The following is an 18,077-nucleotide window of genomic DNA, read 5'->3' as shown; positions in this document are numbered from 1 at the left end:
AATAAAACAGACAAATGAAAACTTTAAAAATTTTAGTAGCAGTTGTTTTGGTAATCGCGGTGAGTGCATTTGCGATTGATAATGTTAATGTGTCAGATAGTGATCTAGGATATAGTATAGGGGACACTGCAACAGATTTTAAACTTAAGAATATTGATGACACGATGGTTTCTTTGGCCGACTATAAGGATGCTAAAGGATTTATTGTCATCTTTACTTGTAATCATTGCCCTTATTCTGTTGCTTACGAGGATAGAATTATTGCCTTGCATAAAGCCTTCAAGTCCAAAGGCTACCCTGTAATAGCAATCAATCCCAATAATCCTAAAGCATATCCGACTGATAGTTTTGATAACATGAAAATTAGAGCAAAAGAAAAGGGATTCACATTTCCTTATTTATTTGATGATGGCCAGAAAATTTATCCACAATACGGAGCTACAAAAACACCTCATGTATACATCCTCGAAAAGACTTCAGCAGGAAATATCGTTCGCTATATGGGTGCTATCGATAACAATTATAAAGATGCATCATCTGCCGATCAAAAATATGTAGAGGATGCGGTAAATGCTTTGCTTAGCGGAGATAAAATTCCTGTAAAGACTACAAAAGCTATTGGTTGTAGCATCAAAGCATAACAACTACCTTATATTTTTTAGATAAATGAAGGTGTAGTCTTACATAATTCATTAAGGACTCTTATATTTGTACAGAATTGAATAGATAAAAGTTCAACTTAAAAACGGAAATATAAAATGGCCGAGGATATTACACAAGACCAATGGGAAGATCTTATTGCTAAAGATGACAATGCAGTAATTCTTGACGTAAGAACAGAAGAAGAAGTAGAAGATGGTTACATACCAAACATTCTTCATCTGGACATACGTATGGGACAAGGTTTTCTTGACGAAGTTGAGAAGCTGGACAAGTCTAAAAATTATTATATCTATTGTCGTTCTGGAGCCCGCAGTGCGCAAGCTTGTGCCCTCATGGATCAAATGGGTTTTAAAACTACTTATAATCTAATTGGTGGCTTTATGAATTGGGATGGCGAAGTTGCTGAATAATATTATGCAATCATGCTTATGAAAATCAAAACAATATTAAAGGTAGTTGCTCTTTCAATGTTACTTGTTAATTGCAAAGACAACCACCCTCAAAACGCTGGCGTTGTTGAGCGCATTACAGTAGAAGAAATGGATTCTTTACTTGAAATGGAAAAAGTACAGCTGATCGATGTTCGTACACCTAAAGAGTATGCAGAAGGACATATTGATGGTGCTATTAATATAGACTTTAGCGATGAAAATTTTGAAACGCTTATTTCTGAAGTGGATAAATCAAAACCTGTTGCAGTCTATTGTGGTCGTGGAGGAAGAAGTGGTAAATGTTCTGCGTATATGAAAAAAGCAGGTTTTACTAAAATTTACGATCTCGATGGAGGTATCACAGAATGGAAGTATAATGGGAAGTCTTTGGTAAAGTAAAACCATTAAAGATAAAAACAGCAAAAGGAGATTTTTTATACATCTCCCTTTGTTGTATTAGTTATGTTTTTATAAACGTATAGAGTTTATTGTACCGCTTTCAATACATCAATTTTTCCGTATCCATATTTGTTGCTACGATTTGGATAATATTCTCCGGCTTTTTGCATTTTGTCAAGTACTTGTTCTCTTGTCATATTAGGATCTGTAGCCCACACCAAAGCCGCTATACCTGCCGTAGTAGCGGTGGCGATTGATGAACCTCCTACCACATTTCTAACGTCAGAGCTAAACCCTAATACGGGTAGTGTTCTATTAGTAGCAGCATTCCTTTCCATGGCTACAGTAAAATCGATCTTTTTACCATCGTGGCATACAAAACAGCGTTTACCGTTTTCTTTAATACCTGTTACCGCAACAGTTTCTTTCATACTAGCTGGGAAAATAACAGCATACCAATTCGTAAATTGAGTAGATGTTCCGCCAGCAGCAACAATCATTTTCCCTTTGGAGTGAGCATATTTTACCGCATCTTTTATGTTTCGAACAGTCCATACCCAACCAATTGACATAGAAATGATCTTAACATCCGATCGGTCTCCTAATGCTCTAATAGCTTTACTTACTGCCTTGCGCTCTTTTCTGCCTTCTAGTAGTACATCTCCCGTACCTCTATAAACGACTAAATTGCTATTATAAGCAACTCCTACCGGCATGGCATCATCATTACGTGGTGAGGCAATAGCAGCAGACATTGCAGTACCATGTCCGCAATCATCAAAAACTGAACCATCAAAAGTACCAAATTGTTCTACAGTTCGATTATTAGAAAAACCATCGTTAAAATCCTCCCCTAAGAATTTTTGTGTTTGTGAAATTCCAGAATCCACTACCCCAACGGTAATATTTTGTCCTGTACTAAACTCCCAAGCTGCAGGAATGTTATGTACATCAAACGACCAGGGTAGCCAAGCATTAGGAGTAATTACCCTGTAATCTTCTGGATTAACACTCCTACCTTCTGTGGCACAACCAAAATTACGTTCTTGATCATTAGGTGAAAAATAAGAGTAACCAGGTTCGATATATCGAACTTTATCTGTTTCCTGAAGTACTATAATCGTTTCTAGTTTGCTGACACGCACTTCTATAAAGTTTAGAATAGTGTCATCATGTTGTACTGTATTTGATTTTGTTGATTGTTCAATGGTAGTAATAACATTAAGAATATTATCCTTAGCATTCATTAATAATGAAGAACGGTTTTCTGAAAAGCTTTCCCCTTCATTACCATAACCAATAGTTATCACACCTTCTGAGTGGATTGCCGCGCTCCATAGTACGGTGGCAGGGGCTGTAGTCCAATTTAAATCACCTTTTTCTTTAAGTTCATTATGGATATAGTCATTTACTTTTTCTATAGAGAGTAACTTTTGAGTACTATCTTGTTGTGGATCAATACTGTCTTCTATACGTTCATCAGCGCAAGAAAAAATCACTAAAAGCATTAAAACCGAGAGAATGTTTTTTTTCATTGTATAAGATTTATGAGTTTATGTCTAGTGGTTAAAACTATGTGTGGTGTATAGTTGGTGTCTATTTTTTTATTTCATATCGACCTCCTTTTATTTTATTAATTTATTGTATACTCGTTGTTGAAGTGTTGATAGTTATGTTCTTTATTATGATCTTTACGATAATTTTCTATGTCGTATAATCGTTCTCTATCTTTATCTCGATTTTATAGATCGTAAGCATATTTAGGTTTCCGAGATTAACCTTTTTTATGGTTGGGTTGATTTATAAAAAAACCTTCCGGCATGCTCGCTAGAATACCAGAAGTCTTCCATATAAATTGTAGTAATTCGTTACATCTTTATGATTTTTAACGTTCGGGTCTGACCACCATTTTCAGTTTTGATAAAGTATATGTTGGCAGGCATACCTTTAATCATATCAGTAATGTCAATGCTTTTACTGAACTCTTTTCCTGGAGTGTCGTATTTGGTTTTTAATATTTTACCTGTTAGATCTAATAAAAATATTTTGGTATGCTGAGAGTCAATTACATTATACGTTAGTGTTAACTGATTACCATCCGTAGGATTAGGATAAGCAACGTAATTGTGAGTTGTAGTATCTAAATCACTCTGAAGATTAGGGTTTTCTTTAGTAAGCGTGCTAATCGTTACATCTAGATTCCCTGAGGAAGACCAATTACCTGCAGCATCTCTGACTAGGCTTTTTACCTTTCCGTTTTTTCTACGAATATCTTTAATAACACCTTCCCCTGCAGAAATTGCTTGTGTGGATCCTGCTCTAAATTTATAGACTTTTAGGTCGTCAAATTCTACGATAGTCTTATTAGTTCTCAAGGAGATAGCACTTCCATTTTTTATAGGACTACTATCTGTCCATCTTAGTACAGATTTATTATTTTTAAAGACTTCTATTACTCCGAATGCCGGGCTATATGTTATTTTATAATTCGCCCAATTGTTATCCTGTGAAGTATTACCAATAGCTCTAAAATTTAAAATGTTATTGACGGTTTCATAGATTCTTACTTTGTTATCTTCTCCACTGAACCAAATCAGATATGAATTACCACGTTGTGACAGAGTTACATCATCTGCCATAATATGAATACCAAATTTTCGAGGCCCAGAGGTAGATTTGGTTTTAGCAGAAAATTCATATAAATAGGGTAGACCAGAATTTTGAGATAGGTATGTACTCAGTTTAGTATTGTCAGAAGAAGTGTTGGATTGATGTAGATGGTCGTTATTAATAATCCAGTTTCCGGCACCTGTTGTATATCCAGAGTATAATACATTAAAATTATCATTAAAAAATCCATTTCCTCTATTGGCATACCAATTATCACCGTATTTTTCTAACGCTTGATAGAACCTACGAGTAACGCCTACATTGTCATTATCAGAAAAGTTAACGGTAAAATTACCAGCTTGGGTATTACCTCCTGAAGCACTAATTGAGGTAGTAGGTGCAGTAGTGTCAGAAGATCCGCCATCGCCGCCACCAGAACAGTTACCTAAACTATTCTCTAACGCAGCTACATACGCATCCGCAAATTTATTTCTCCAGGAATCGCTAAGTAATTTTGATTTATCCGAAGAATCAACAAAACCAATCTCATTTAGAACTCCAATAGCATTATTACTGGTAAGAACTCCTAAATGGAATATATAAGAATCGTCTTCTACAGATCTCCTATCAGTCCATTGTCCTTTTTGCACCATTCTATTTTGTACCTCTCTAGAAAACTTACTATTGTTGGCATCCTTCGAATTGCTACGATTGCACCAAAAAGTTTCTGTACCAGATCCACCTCCTCCATTACAATGAATGCTTATAAATCTATCAGCATTCCAGCTATTAGACATGGTTCTTCTTTGTGTTAGAGAGATCCATCCGTTTCTGGTTGTTCTAGTCATTCGTACTGTCCAATTTCCGCATCCGCTTTGTAATTTTGTACGAAGTTTTAATCCTACCGAAAGTGCTGTAGCGTGTTCTGTGTCTGTTCTTCCGTCTGGATCTGTAATACCATTAGACGCATATCCGTGTCCTGGATCAATTACTACTACTTGAGCACTAGCTGAGAAAGAGAGGATTAGAAGAAAAAAAGCACAACACTGAATGTTATTTTTTGAGAATATATTTTTCATCGGTTTAGTTTTTAAGTTTAAGATCCGCAATAAAAATTCGACCTGATTTTTCATCAGAAAAAGCAATTCTTTTTCCATCTGGAGAAACATCTCCCCACATTTCTATTTGGTCTTTAGTAGACGTAAGTTGTTTTTTATTTAGTGATAACGTAGAAATAAAGTAAAGATCTGAGGCTGTTACACTATGTCCATCTTTACTTTCATCTTCAAAAGTAATAACACCTTTGCTATCTGGTAACCAACTACTTGCTATCCCAAATCCTAATTCTTTTCTTTCTTGACTTTCGTAAATTGAGTACAAATATATTGTAGGACCATCGTGTACAATAACAGATTTTTGATCAGGCGAAACAATAGGGTGGTAAAACTGACCATCTTCCTTGCTAATTACCCAAGGTTTTCCTTGGATACCCTCTCTCGCTTCAAGTTTTAATGTTTTTTGATTTATGTAAACGATAAGATTTTTGTTGGATTTATAAGATATCCTTGTTTTAACACTATTCGGATATACATCTTTTAAGGTGGCTTCTTTTCCTGTAAGTAGATTGATACTTTTCACTTGTACATCAGAAAAAGTTCCTCCTTCTGGTTTTTCTCTGAAGATGACACTTTTACCATCTGCAGACCAATAAGGAAGATATCCAATACCTTGCCCTTTTTTAATTTTTTTGATGTTATTTTTAGATATGTCAATTACAAATAATGCATCATTGTGATGATCTGTAAAGAGGATTTTCTGCCCGTCAGGAGACCAAATCGGAGTACTAAATTCTCCTTCATTAGTTATAGGTTTGCTATTAGATATAATTTGTGATTGCACAATTGAACTGAGTAAAGCGCATATGACAGTACACACTATTAATTTTGTAGTTTTCATATGATGAGATTTGTGTTTTTAAGTTTATGTTACAGAAGTAATTTCGAAAAAGAACAAGGGTTCAGGTATTTTTGTTATCCTTATGGTCAAACAAGTGAATTGAACCCTTTTATGTACACAATTTTCAAACTAATTTTTAATAATTGGTATAACTTTCGAACCGTTTTTACTACTTATTTTAATAAAATATTGTCCATTTTGTAAAGAGTAAAAATAGTTAGTAAGATCCATAGATTGATTCGTTGATTCTTTGGAATACTCTTGAAAAGATTTTAATACTCGACCAGTGATATCGGTAATGGATATAGCAGTGTTAGTATCTGAAATAGATTGATAACTCAATGTTAGTTTTGTTCCGTCTGTTGGGTTTGGATATATAAAAATATCATTTGCCTCAATAAATGAGTCATTCTGGAAGTTTGGATTTTCTTTAGTTAAAGTACTGATGGTTACATCCAGATTTCCTGGAGCGGACCAATTACCTGCTCCATCTCTTACCAAACTTTTTATTTTTCCGTTTTTTCTACGAATATCCTTGGTAACGGCTGTTCCGGTCGAAATAGCTTGTGACCCTGTTGCTCTGAATTTATAGACCTTAAGGTCATCAAATTCCACTACGGTCGTGTTGGTTCTCAATGATATAGAGCTTCCGTTTTTAATAGGAGAGGGATCAGTCCATTTTAAAATTGCGGTATTATTCCTAAATACTTCCAATACTCCAAATCCGGGACTATATGTGATTTTATAATTCGCCCATTGATTATCTAATGGCACGTCATCAATAGCCCTAAAGTTTAGTTGATTATTTAAAGTTTCATAAACCCTTACTTTATTATCTTCTCCGCTAAACCATATCAGATATGAGTTGCCTCTTTGACTAAGATCGGGGGAGTCAGCCATGATGTGAATACCAAATTTTCGAGGACCATTGGTTGATATGGTTTTTGCAGAGAATTCATATAAATAGGGGAGTCCAGAGTTTTGTGATAGAAAGGTACTCAGTTTTGTGTTATCCGAAGAAGTATTGGACTGGCGAAGATGATTATTATTTATTGTCCAGTCTCCATCTCCGATAGTATATCCAGAATATAGTACATTAAAATTATCGTTGAAGAATCCATTTCCTCTATTAGCATACCAATTGTCTCCATATTTTTCGAGTGCTTGATAAAACCTTCGAGTTACTCCTATATTATCATTATCAGAAAAAGTTACCGTAAAGTCTCCAGATTGCGTATTACCACCGGATGCACTCATTGATGTAGTAGGAGCTGTGGTATCTGAGATTGGAGGAGTTCCTAAGCTATTATTTGATTTGTAGCGATAATCCTGTCTTGGTTCTCCTATTCCTTTAAATTTACCTTTAGTAGAAGCATTTCCCCCTGCAGCTCTCCACTCAAAATGGATATGATCACCTGTCGATCCACCTGTTGTACCTTCTTTAGCAATTACTTGCCCTCTTGTTACGGTTTGACCATTAGATACTAAAAGTGTTTCGTTGTGCGCGTAATATGTTCTTGTTCCGTCACTATGTCTAATGATTACTAATCTGCCATATCCCGAACTTAAGCTGCCACTGGTTCCTGAAAATGTGACTGTACCACTGGCAGCAGCTCTAACATTTTGATCACTTGATAAAGAAGTTGCAAAATCAATTGCTGCGTAGCCGTGATGTCCTCCTGGACCGAATCGGTTACATCTTCCCTGATTAACGTGTGAACCCGATGGGCCGGGAGTTCCGTGTCTGGAAACACAAAGGCTTACGCCAGCATCCCAAGGAAGGTAATAATCAAGAGATGAAAATTTATTTTGAGTTTTTTTAGATGTCGAATTGTTAATTTGATTTTTCCAACCTTTTAAAGTTATTGATTTTCCTTTAGAAGATATAATAGTTTTTGCTTTGCCAGTTTTCATATTAAACTCGTAGAGAATATCCGTGTTACCGTGAACATAATCTACAGAATCATCTAATGTTCCTAAAAAAAACAACTTAGTACGATCCGGAGACAATAATGGAGTTCTTGTGTACTTAAATGGAAGCTTGATTCTATTCATTTTCTTAGTGGATAGATCATACACAAAGATACCTTCGTGTTCTTTTTCACTGTCGAGATATACTGCTTCTACCAAAATTTTGTTTGGTAAGTTTGTCCAACCAATTGGTTTTAAAGCTTTTTGATCTCGCTGTATATTTCTGTTTGAAATTAAGGTCTCTTTTTTTTCGATTTTGATATTGAATTCTTGTAATCTAAAACCGGCTTTAAGTTGCTCCCTCTCTAGAAAAACCCAGCGTTCAGGGTTATGTGGGCTCTGTAATGCCTGAAATAGCTCATATTCCTTAGAAGGCTTCATTTCTTTAGAAATTTCTTCTGGATAGATCGCTATGTTATCTAAGTAGATAAAAGTAGCGTTGGTATTGTAGTTTTTAGAAGTTATATTATTAATCTTTCTAGTCTCTATATCGAAAGAAAATGATTCTCCATTTTGATCAAAAATAATTTCTTGTGCATTGGCGATAGATATGCATAACAACAATACCCAAAAGGTGTTCAATGTAGTGTTTTTCATAATGACGAGTTAGTGTGATTTGATAGTAATACTAAACACTTATAGAAAACGTATGTAAAGGCTTAGAATTATTTCGAAATATATAAACACTTTTTGTGAAAAAAATAGGTACTTGTGCTCATTTTGGGGTAAAAAATGATAAAAGTTTATTTTTAAGACGTTAATGATGAATATATTTTAATTTCATCGTATATTTAAACAATGCATTGCTGCCTGCTATTTGTAGTTTTCTGCAAATATTTTGGCGATGGTTTTTTATCGTTTTTTCGCTTTTAAAAAGGGCAAGAGCAATCTCTTTATTCGTCTTTCCTAAAGCTACTTGATTTACTACTTTAACTTCGGTTTTAGATAATCTCTGATAGGATTTATCTGAAACTACGGGAATAGGGTTCGCTTGTTCTTTTCCCCAGGAATCTCTAAACACGCGACTTACATACGGTTTATTTTGGATCGCTCTTCCAGCACACTTTGTAATATTCTCTACAGTGTCCGCTTTGTAAAGAATCCATTTGATCTCCATTTCTTTAAGCTCCTTGATTAACCAATCTTCTAGAGTAAAAGCCATTATTACTATTTTGGTTCTCGAAGCGTGTAGTTTTGTATATTTTGCTAATTCTATTCCAGAATTATTAGAGTTTAAGGTAGCATCAATAACAATAAAATCAGGTTGAGAATTTACAATTACTTTCCGCAAATTTTCAAAGTCACTTATATCTTCATATAAGTTAAATTTCATGTCTTTTGGAGCCTCTAACATGGCTTTGATCCCTAATCTTTTCAAGGGATCATCATAAGCGACAATAACACTGTACTCTTGCATAATTTTAGGGAGTTATCAACAAGATTCAGTAATAATTCAGGTTTGGTTGATATCATATTACTGAAAAATTCAACTACGTGTTGAAATTACAAAATTGTGGTAGCAGCTATTTTTACTGTGAATAAATGCGTACATAATAAGTGGATACAAAGCCTTGGGTTGAGTGAGATATTTTCATTGATATTAAGTTTTCTTGTGAGCATTATAAAATTAAATTTTATTTTCCTTGCCTGATCAGATGGCTTATACTTTTCGATGTAATACGTTTTTTTTTGCTAAAACTAAAGGGGACAAAAGCTTGTTAAGTAACCTGTTAGAATAGAAAGATATGATCAACTTAAATGGATTTATCTAGTATTTTGGTTAGAATATAAGATGGTAATTTTTAATTAGTAGCCTTCTTTTTGTAAGGTAAAGCCTACCATTTTATTTGCCTATAGTAGCCGTAAAAATGGAAATATAAGATGATTTTAAATGCTTTATACTTGTATAAAATATTTAAAAATTCTAAAAACAGAACTTTTTATAGTTATATAGTTTTGTTTTATATGAGTTTTGATGAAAACGATCTTTTTTAGGATTTGAATAAAAAAAGTAATTCTCAAAAAACATTATATCAGATATTGGTAAGTAGATGTAAAATTTTCTTAAATCGATATGGGTTGGGTGTTTTTTGGGGAATTATTAACGCATTAAGACATTGTAAATAAGTATATTAAGATAAAATGATACAGATGAAAAAAATACTACTTATTACAATGTTCTTTTTTGTGGGTTCAACTGCGATACATCCTAATTTGAATCTTAATGGTGTCAGTATTGATTCTGGTATGAATGACAAAACCTTTTCTTTTGAACTCGCTGCTACCGCAGCACAACAAAGTTTAAAAATCATATCCGATGTTAAAGAACCTATGATGATTAAAATTGTTGATAAATCAGGTTTTATTAGAATACAAAAAGAGTTACATCTGGATCGCGAGATTGATCTTACGTCACTAAGAGAAGGGTTGTACTTAATCAAAGTTCACGTAGGTAATCATATGGAAGTAAAACGATTTTATAAAGGTAGGGATGGTATAGCTATCAGGTAAAATGTATTTACTATATATTTAAAAACTGAAGGAAATAATGAAAAATTTAATTTAGATTCATAATTTTAAAAAATAATTAAACAAAAAAAAGTTTCTTATTATGAGATAAGAAACTTTTTTCGTAGTTAATGTTTAGACTACAAAAAAATATTAGCTTACGAGCCTTTGAATATTTTTTTTACTAATTTGGAGGTTCCTTGTTTAAAAATTAAAATATAAACTCCATTTTTATATCCAGAAAGATCAACTATATGAGAAGCTTTACCTAACGATCCGTTAACTGTTTGTTGAATAAGCTTTCCATTAATGTCAAAAACAGAAACATCGGTCGCTAAACTAGGCTGCATTCCTTCTATATAAACAAGATTGAGCAAGGGATCCTGATAAACATGGATGGTATTTTCGTCGAATTCTGAAACACTAAGGGTTGCTTCGATATTAATCACAAATTCTAAGGTTTGAGAAGTCCCATTACAACCATTTGTAAAGTCAATCCGGACTGTCCAATTTCCTTCTATTTCTGTATCATTATCGGAAATTGAGGTAAACAAAATTTCTTCTGACGAATATGTCGTATTATTTGGTGCCGTCCAGGTCAGGGTACCGTCATAAAGCGCAGACGGTAATCGTAGACTGAAATCGCTACCTGATTCGATATTTGTTTCGGTGGTATTTTGAATTGTAGTGTATCCGGTATTATTTATATTTATTTGAATAGCATCAGATAAGTCAGGATTTGCAGGATATACTATTAGATTAATATTTTGAGTACTATTTTCATTACAAGCATTCTGATTCTTATATCTCACGATATAAGTCCCAGTATCGGATGGTGCTACATTGGTCAATTGCCATGCAGTTGATAAATCGGGTGTTGTATCTATAGTTCCATCGGGATACTCAATTTCAAAGTTAGAGGTACCTGCATTTTGAACTCCTAAATAAATATTCTCTCCTTGGCAGACTTCCAGGGTATCTTGTTGAGACCAACCACTTCCGCCATTCACAAAAGGAGTTAGTGCAAGTGGTTCTTGTACAGTTAATACGATAGTCGCCTGTGCTGTACAAGACCCGTTGTCATATGAAACCAAATATGCGCCAGAGTCTGTGGTCTGAATATCACTAAAAAACCAAGCGGTAGCTGTATCGGGTGTATCATCTATGGTACCGTCGGGATATCGTATTTGCACATTTTCTAATCCTATATTTTGCATTCCTAAATAGATATTTTCACCCTGACATACTTCAAGCGTACTTTGCTGTAACCATTCTGTTCCATTGTTGACATAAGGAGTGACCGTTTCGTTACATTGTAAAGGTGATAATGATGCTTCAAAAATTCCTCTTCCGTGTGTTCCTATAAATATCTTATCTTCATTTAAATATTGAATTTCAATATCATTAACTGATGTATTAGGGAGGCATCCATATTTTTTCCACTCCTGGGTTCCGTTTTCAAGAAAAAATACACCATTGTATGTTCCTACAAAGATAGAACCTGCCTGGGTGTCATAAGTCTCTAACGATAAAACAGGAATATTTGGTAAATTATAGGATATATTCTGCCAATTGTTTCCTCCATCAGTAGATGTATAGACTTTGCCATTCGTAGTGTATCCCCCATAAGAAATAAAAACGGTGTTTTCGTCTGCGGGATGAACTTCTAAATCAGAGATACCTTGATTTATGGGAGTCGTACTGGAAGACCAATTTAAATTTGCGGGATCTTGTGTATATACTACATTATAACGAGAAGCGTATATTTTGTCAGAATTCGTTTTAGCTATTGCAATTTGTTCTAAATTTTGCGAGCTTATGTTATCACCAATAACCGTCCAGCTGGTCCCTTGGTCATTGGATGCATAAACACTCTTGTATCCGATGATAATTCTATCAGAATTGTTGGGGTCAAGTTTAAACGGAGTTTCCCAAGCTCCATTTCCATCTTCTCCAGGAGGGGAAATAAACGTTCGTGTACCATTTTTCCATTTTCTAAGGGCGCCATTCTGAATAGCATAATATCTAGTAGAAGGTTCATTAAAATCTATTTCTTGTCCCATTCCATCGGCAGTAGGTTCGTAGCTTTCCCAAGTACCATTGGAGTTTCTGGTTACATTCCCATTATCCTGGGAGCCTGCTCCTAATATATTTGGATCGGTTTGCGAAACAGCAATATCATAGTATTGTGTAATAAATAAGTCTGAAGACAAGTTGGTAAAAGAATTATTGGATACCGAATATCTAAATACACCACCATCATTACAATAATAGATATAGTTCGGTTGTAAAGGATTCGTGTAGATATTTCGTTGATCTACATGTATAAATGGAAGTCCATCTCGTCCCAACCATTGCGTAGTAGCCTGAAAACTATCTCCTTCATTGCTGGAAGCATAGCACTCAAAGTTTCCGACTACAATATTAGAATCAGAGTTAACCGCGAAAGAAACTACGCAATTAGATTCGGGTAAGGTTTTTTGGTTAAAATTTTGTCCAAAATCAGAGGAGACATTTAATGAAGAGCCGTTTGTTATAGCTACATATCCAGAATTGGATTTAGTTGAAGTTGAAATCCTAACCTGACCGCTTCCGAAATCAGTATGTAGGTTAAAACTTTGACCCTTATCAGTACTTAAATAATATTGACCGCCAGATCCACCAGCATAGACATCATCAGAATGTAAATTGTATCTAACTGCTCTAATATCTGCATTGATTATTTTATTGGTAGTATTAAAATAATCTGTGGTTCTATATAAACCATTTGAGGTTGCTACCAGAAATTCTGAAGAATCATCAGGATGTACATCGATTTCATAAATTCTAATATTTTGTGGTAGAGTGAATGTTAAGTTAGTAGGAGTAAAAGTTACACCTCCATCGTTTGATTCGTATATTCCAATGCCAGACGGACCATACCAAACAATATCACTTAGTGCAATAATAATTCTATCTGGGTTTGTAGAATCTACAATAATATCAGAAACAGCAGTATGTGGTAAATTGTCATTCAGATTGATATATGATTGACCTCCATCCGTAGTTTTCCAAATTCCTCCAAAAGCAGCACCTACCCAAAAGATATTTGGATCTGTAGGATGAAATCCGATACTACTTACTCTACCCATATCAATTTGATAGCCAAAATTACCATTATAGTTAACTGGGCTCCATTCAGCATTATAACCGGTATTTTGACAACTAGCACTAGAAGTGCCTTTTTGAGATATTTGGGATCGCGTAAAATCACCTAGAGTTCCATCTTCATTTAGATGATGTTTCCAAAAGCTTTTCCATCTTTGATACTTTACAAAATCCCCATCTCTAAAATCCCCTTGTGATAATTCTGCAAAAGTCAGACCAGGACAGGTTGTCTTAAAAAAAGTATCCGCTTCCTTAATTATAGTATTAAACGTTGTTTTTTTTCCATTCTTCTGAGTAAGAAATGGATTAGAAAGGATTTCTTTGATAGTCCTGACCGTTTCTTTTTTTTGGGAAGTTACTGGAAAAGTTAGAAGCAGTGCTAGCAATACAATGAATTTTTTGGACATTTGGTTAAGTTTTATGGTACTATAAGTTGATTAAGGAGTGCAACTTATGTATTTTTTTTATTTTAGCATATTATAATCTTACCCTAAGTATGTAGTTTATTATCAAGATACATACAATTTTAAAAAATTGGATTAGCCTTAATAAAGGTAGGCAATTTGAAATCAAGGTTAAAAAGTACCGTAAACTTTCATCTTTCTTGACCTTAGACAATAAATTTGTCAGTTTTTAAATATAATTTGATAAATGGAGGGCTCCAAAGTTTGATATCGATCAAGAAAATTTTTTAGAAAAAAAAGGGGTGTGTAAGTGTTTGGCAATAATTTAGTTACAGAAGAAACTGTTGTTATAGTAACCATTCAGAAATGTTTTGGGTTTGATATAACTTTAAAGATACATACGTACTCGATGCCAGTAAGTCGTTCATCATAGAGTTTGTTAAACATTATCGTGTTATAAATGCTTTAGGTAGCAAAAATCTGGATTCAAGCTTATGGTGTTGTCAAGGACAAAATAAACACTACGTTAATATTACTCAAACAGAAATACCGACATTTGAAACCTTTATAAAAACATTGCCAAGTATTAAAGTCTGTCAATTATAAATGGAGTGTTCGTTTTCTACAATACCTAAATAGTTGGATCAGAAATTAAATAAATAATGCTACTGTATAAATTAAAACTGAAGTTTTTTTTAAGGATTAGTTGATGTGTTTCATAATAAGACGGTTTTATTTTGATAGAAAGATGTGTACATTTGAATATAAGAATAGCTACTTAAATGAGTAAAAAAGCATGCGTTTACCTGACTACATCATTATTGGCTACCTTAGTTTTTTTAAGCCCTAATCTATATAATGATTTTTTAAATTGGGATGATCCCACCTATGTTACTCAAAATCCTTTGATCAAAAACCTTACAATCGAGGGGGTGGTTGACATTTTTTCTACTAAGAAAGTGCTTAGTACATATTCTCCTTTAGTCTTATTATCATGGTCGCTCGATTATGCGATTTTTGGATTAAATCCTTTTATATTTCACCTTACCAATCTTCTTCTACATTTGATGGTTGTTACACTTATCTTTTATTTATCATTTTTGCTGAGCAAAAGTATAGAAGTTGCATTTGTAACTTCAATTTTATTTGGAATACACCCTATGCATGTAGAAGCAGTAGGTTGGATATCAGCACGAAAAGATTTGTTATATACATTATTTTTTATTGTTGGTCTCTTGTTTTATTGTTTTTATATTGAAAAAAAAGCTGCATATAAAAAGAAGTATTATTATTTAGGGTGTATTCTTTTTTATATTTTATCACTTTTATCAAAAGGAACAGCAGTGATTTTTCCTTTGGTTTTGTTTTTGTTCGACTATTTAAAAGGGCGAGAATACTCGAAGCAGATTATATTGGAAAAAATTCCTTTTTTGATATTAAGTATATGTTTTTTTCTGCTAGCCATAGACGGGCAAGCATCGAGTGGAGCTATGGAGGATCGGCAATTTGTATCATTTTTTGATTCTATTGCTGTCGGGTTTTACGGATATTTAAGTTACTTTATCAAATCGGTAGTCCCTTTTCAATTAAGCCCCTATCATCCATATCCTAACGACTTATCGGAACCATTCCCTTGGTATTTTTATGCCTCAGCAATTCCTGTTTTGGCTCTTTTTATTTTAATTGTGATTAAAGCAAAAACATCCCGGGTTTTAGGCTTTTGTATTGCTTTTTTCTTTGTCACTTTAATTCCGGTAATTCAAGTATTACCTTTTGGAACAGCAGTAATTTCAGAACGATATACGTATTTACCCTATTTTGGCTTATTCTTTTTACTTGGTGTTGGTTTTGTTCATTTAATTACTGAAAATCCAAATTTTAAGAAAACTATAATCACGGTAGGTTGTGGTTACATAGTTTCATTAGGAGTGATTACTTTTCAGTATTCAAGTACCTTTAAAAATACCGAAACATTTTGGACTAAGGTAATGACTCAATATCCTCAGGATTTTCTTTCGTATATGAATATGACCAATTATAAGATTTCAAAAGGAAGATATGGAGAAGCTTTGAAAGATGCTAACAAAGCAATAAGCCTTAAACCCGAAAGCTATATTTTATATTTTAACAGAGGCTTTGTGTTCGAAGCTATGGGCGAACTAAATAAAGCAATTGTAGAGTACTCTAAGTCGATTAAAATGTACCCTAAGTTTTATTCTAACTATGCTAATCGTGGTATACTTTACTTTAAAAGAAAGCGATATAATCTTGCTATTAGGGACTTTACGAATTCAATAAAACTATCCCCTAAAAATCCTGGAGGATATTACAATAGGGCAATGGTGTATCAAAGAATTGGTGAATTAAATAAAGCCCTTCTGGATATTAATCAACTAATTGCTCTAAACTTCGATCTACGTAATACTTTATACTCCAGAGCAAGAGTTTATGCACATCTTGATATGTTGGATAAATCGATATTGGATTTAACAAAGGTCATAAAGCTTCGTCCAAAATACATATCTGCTTTTATGGATCGAGGTAATATTTTTATCGAAAAAAGAAACTTTCTAGGTGCTTTACAGGATTTTGAAGAAATCATAAGAATAGATCATAACGTAGTAGACGCACATATTAATAAAGGACTTGTATTAATGAATATGAATAAATTTGAAGAAGCCTTGTTTAGTTTTAATGAAGCACAAAGCCTTACTCCAAACAATCATTTGATATATTTTAATAGAGGAATTTTATATAAAAAGTTAAATAATTTCAAACTGGCATTTAGCAATTTTGAAACTTGTAGTGAATTGGCTCCAGATTTTGAACCTGCCAAAATTGAAAAAGAAAAAATGAAGTTGTTGTTTTGATTATTATGCGCTACTTGTCTTTCCATTTATCCCAAATAGTCTCACCGACCAGTTTATAGCCACTAGCTCTCATATGTTGATCATAATTCCAGTATACGTGTTCTCCGTTTGACTCTTTTGCTTTTATGGTTCTAGTAAGGTCTATAAACTGAATCCCGAAAGAGTCACATTGCTTTTTTAAAACTTTTTGATGTCTTTGATATTTAATATTGGTAAGATTGAGTTTGTGTGAGCATTTTAGACAGTATTTTTTTTCAAATTTTAGATAATAATCAGTCACTTGATTACGACTAGGAATATAAACTATTACTGGTTTTATACTATATTTATTACAGATATATTTAAAAAAACCAATAGTTTCTCCAATAGCTGGAGGTGCTTTTAAAAAGGTTTCTTCTTTTTGTAAAGAATTTGTTAAAAATGGATTGAAAGCAGCTGTTTTCATATGTTTAACTAGCCAAGGAGTTACATGATCTTGTAAGTTTACTTCATTTACTGACCAGGGGTTACTTTCTTTAGGAACAGCTGGTAGATAAGGTTTGCTATGATTTGCCCATCTAAAACGAAGAGGTCCATATGTACTGGATTGCTTGAAAATCTCAACTAATCTGGGAGTATAAGGATTATAGTATTCAGGTTTAAGGAAAAACTCAGGAACTTTAGGATTCTCTTTTCCCAAATCATTTGCGTAAATGCATAAAAATATAGCATCTGGTCTATATGTAGGTGTTAAATCTGCGATTAACTGAAGATAAGAATTAAGACCGCAACCTAATAGTCCTCCATTAAATGTTTCATATTTCCCATTACTAACGTGTTCAAATGCTAAAGGAATAGTTTCATCTTGGGCTGCCATTACCCCTTCTACAAAACTGTCGCCAATAAAAACAGCTCTTTTTTTGCCAGTAGTTTTTTCTACGAACCATTCTTTATCCCTAAATCCATACAAATTCATTTTGTGTATAAATCTGGATGTAGTATCAGGTAGTGACCACCATTCCCAATTTTGATCTCTGGAGTGTGTAGAGCCGCTTCCGTCATAATATAACTTCATAAAATTAACCCTATCAAAATTCTCTATTTCCCTTATCGGGAAAAAGTACCGAAAAACCATTTCC

12 protein-coding genes are annotated in these 18,077 nt (G+C 33.6%); 5 read left to right on the top strand and 7 right to left on the bottom strand.

The window, feature by feature from the left end; genetic code table 11:
- Nucleotides 1-14: 14 nt before the first annotated feature.
- The 3 genes from ACWGOQ_RS13905 (at nucleotide 15) to ACWGOQ_RS13895 (ending at nucleotide 1,493) form a co-directional block, all read left to right on the top strand.
- The gene (locus tag ACWGOQ_RS13905) at nucleotides 15-641 is read left to right on the top strand and encodes a thioredoxin family protein (RefSeq protein WP_452059022.1); all 627 of its coding nucleotides are present in this window, start codon (nucleotides 15-17) and stop codon (nucleotides 639-641) included.
- Nucleotides 642-758: 117 nt separating this feature from the next.
- Nucleotides 759-1,073 carry a rhodanese-like domain-containing protein gene (locus ACWGOQ_RS13900; protein WP_452059023.1) on the top strand — a complete coding sequence of 105 codons (315 nt, stop codon included), beginning with the start codon at nucleotides 759-761 and terminating at the stop codon, nucleotides 1,071-1,073.
- Nucleotides 1,074-1,091: 18 nt separating this feature from the next.
- Nucleotides 1,092-1,493: a rhodanese-like domain-containing protein gene (locus ACWGOQ_RS13895; RefSeq protein ID WP_458202824.1), complete on the top strand. Its 402-nt coding sequence runs from the start codon at nucleotides 1,092-1,094 to the stop codon at nucleotides 1,491-1,493.
- Nucleotides 1,494-1,579: 86 nt separating this feature from the next.
- Here ACWGOQ_RS13895 and ACWGOQ_RS13890 read toward each other — a convergent pair whose 3' ends face one another.
- From ACWGOQ_RS13890 to ACWGOQ_RS13870, 5 genes are all read right to left on the bottom strand, one after another.
- Nucleotides 1,580-3,028 carry a S8 family peptidase gene (locus tag ACWGOQ_RS13890; RefSeq protein WP_452059025.1) on the bottom strand — a complete coding sequence of 483 codons (1,449 nt, stop codon included), beginning with the start codon at nucleotides 3,026-3,028 and terminating at the stop codon, nucleotides 1,580-1,582.
- Between the two features lie 333 nt (nucleotides 3,029-3,361).
- Nucleotides 3,362-5,182: an N-acetylmuramoyl-L-alanine amidase gene (locus tag ACWGOQ_RS13885; protein WP_452059026.1), complete on the bottom strand. Its 1,821-nt coding sequence runs from the start codon at nucleotides 5,180-5,182 to the stop codon at nucleotides 3,362-3,364.
- 4 nt (nucleotides 5,183-5,186) lie between these two features.
- Nucleotides 5,187-6,059 carry a TolB family protein gene (locus ACWGOQ_RS13880; protein ID WP_452059027.1) on the bottom strand — a complete coding sequence of 291 codons (873 nt, stop codon included), beginning with the start codon at nucleotides 6,057-6,059 and terminating at the stop codon, nucleotides 5,187-5,189.
- Nucleotides 6,060-6,188: 129 nt separating this feature from the next.
- Nucleotides 6,189-8,627, bottom strand: coding sequence for a peptidoglycan DD-metalloendopeptidase family protein (locus tag ACWGOQ_RS13875; RefSeq protein ID WP_452059028.1), 2,439 nt, complete (start codon nucleotides 8,625-8,627; stop codon nucleotides 6,189-6,191).
- Between the two features lie 160 nt (nucleotides 8,628-8,787).
- Nucleotides 8,788-9,447, bottom strand: a complete 660-nt coding sequence (locus ACWGOQ_RS13870; protein ID WP_452059029.1) for a response regulator transcription factor — start codon at nucleotides 9,445-9,447, stop codon at nucleotides 8,788-8,790.
- A 734-nt stretch (nucleotides 9,448-10,181) separates the two neighbouring features.
- Here ACWGOQ_RS13870 and ACWGOQ_RS13865 point away from each other — a divergent pair.
- Nucleotides 10,182-10,541 (top strand): T9SS type A sorting domain-containing protein, encoded by a 360-nt coding sequence (locus ACWGOQ_RS13865; protein WP_452059030.1) that lies wholly within the window; start codon nucleotides 10,182-10,184, stop codon nucleotides 10,539-10,541.
- Nucleotides 10,542-10,696: 155 nt separating this feature from the next.
- Here the strand turns inward: ACWGOQ_RS13865 and ACWGOQ_RS13860 are convergent, their stop codons facing one another.
- Nucleotides 10,697-14,092, bottom strand: coding sequence for a VPS10 domain-containing protein (locus ACWGOQ_RS13860; RefSeq protein WP_452059031.1), 3,396 nt, complete (start codon nucleotides 14,090-14,092; stop codon nucleotides 10,697-10,699).
- A 779-nt stretch (nucleotides 14,093-14,871) separates the two neighbouring features.
- Here ACWGOQ_RS13860 and ACWGOQ_RS13855 point away from each other — a divergent pair.
- Nucleotides 14,872-16,959: a tetratricopeptide repeat protein gene (locus ACWGOQ_RS13855; protein WP_452059032.1), complete on the top strand. Its 2,088-nt coding sequence runs from the start codon at nucleotides 14,872-14,874 to the stop codon at nucleotides 16,957-16,959.
- A 10-nt stretch (nucleotides 16,960-16,969) separates the two neighbouring features.
- Here ACWGOQ_RS13855 and ACWGOQ_RS13850 read toward each other — a convergent pair whose 3' ends face one another.
- Nucleotides 16,970-18,013, bottom strand: a complete 1,044-nt coding sequence (locus ACWGOQ_RS13850) for an SGNH/GDSL hydrolase family protein (RefSeq protein WP_452059033.1) — start codon at nucleotides 18,011-18,013, stop codon at nucleotides 16,970-16,972.
- Between the last annotated feature and the right edge of the window lie 64 nt (nucleotides 18,014-18,077).

It is taken from the genome of Aquimarina ulvae (assembly GCF_053613295.3).
This window is presented reverse-complemented; position numbering and strand designations above follow the sequence as displayed.

What these genes read in the sequence shown, in the direction of transcription:
- ACWGOQ_RS13870 (WP_452059029.1), bottom strand. Translation starts at nt 9,447, where the DNA reads ATGCAAGAGTACAGTGTTATTGTCGCTTATGATGATCCCTTGAAAAGA.
- ACWGOQ_RS13855 (WP_452059032.1), top strand. Translation starts at nt 14,872, where the DNA reads ATGAGTAAAAAAGCATGCGTTTACCTGACTACATCATTATTGGCTACC.
- ACWGOQ_RS13850 (WP_452059033.1), bottom strand. Translation starts at nt 18,013, where the DNA reads ATGAAGTTATATTATGACGGAAGCGGCTCTACACACTCCAGAGATCAA.
- ACWGOQ_RS13875 (WP_452059028.1), bottom strand. Translation starts at nt 8,627, where the DNA reads ATGAAAAACACTACATTGAACACCTTTTGGGTATTGTTGTTATGCATA.
- ACWGOQ_RS13890 (WP_452059025.1), bottom strand. Translation starts at nt 3,028, where the DNA reads ATGAAAAAAAACATTCTCTCGGTTTTAATGCTTTTAGTGATTTTTTCT.
- ACWGOQ_RS13865 (WP_452059030.1), top strand. Translation starts at nt 10,182, where the DNA reads ATGAAAAAAATACTACTTATTACAATGTTCTTTTTTGTGGGTTCAACT.
- ACWGOQ_RS13905 (WP_452059022.1), top strand. Translation starts at nt 15, where the DNA reads ATGAAAACTTTAAAAATTTTAGTAGCAGTTGTTTTGGTAATCGCGGTG.
- ACWGOQ_RS13885 (WP_452059026.1), bottom strand. Translation starts at nt 5,182, where the DNA reads ATGAAAAATATATTCTCAAAAAATAACATTCAGTGTTGTGCTTTTTTT.
- ACWGOQ_RS13860 (WP_452059031.1), bottom strand. Translation starts at nt 14,092, where the DNA reads ATGTCCAAAAAATTCATTGTATTGCTAGCACTGCTTCTAACTTTTCCA.
- ACWGOQ_RS13895 (WP_458202824.1), top strand. Translation starts at nt 1,092, where the DNA reads ATGAAAATCAAAACAATATTAAAGGTAGTTGCTCTTTCAATGTTACTT.
- ACWGOQ_RS13900 (WP_452059023.1), top strand. Translation starts at nt 759, where the DNA reads ATGGCCGAGGATATTACACAAGACCAATGGGAAGATCTTATTGCTAAA.
- ACWGOQ_RS13880 (WP_452059027.1), bottom strand. Translation starts at nt 6,059, where the DNA reads ATGAAAACTACAAAATTAATAGTGTGTACTGTCATATGCGCTTTACTC.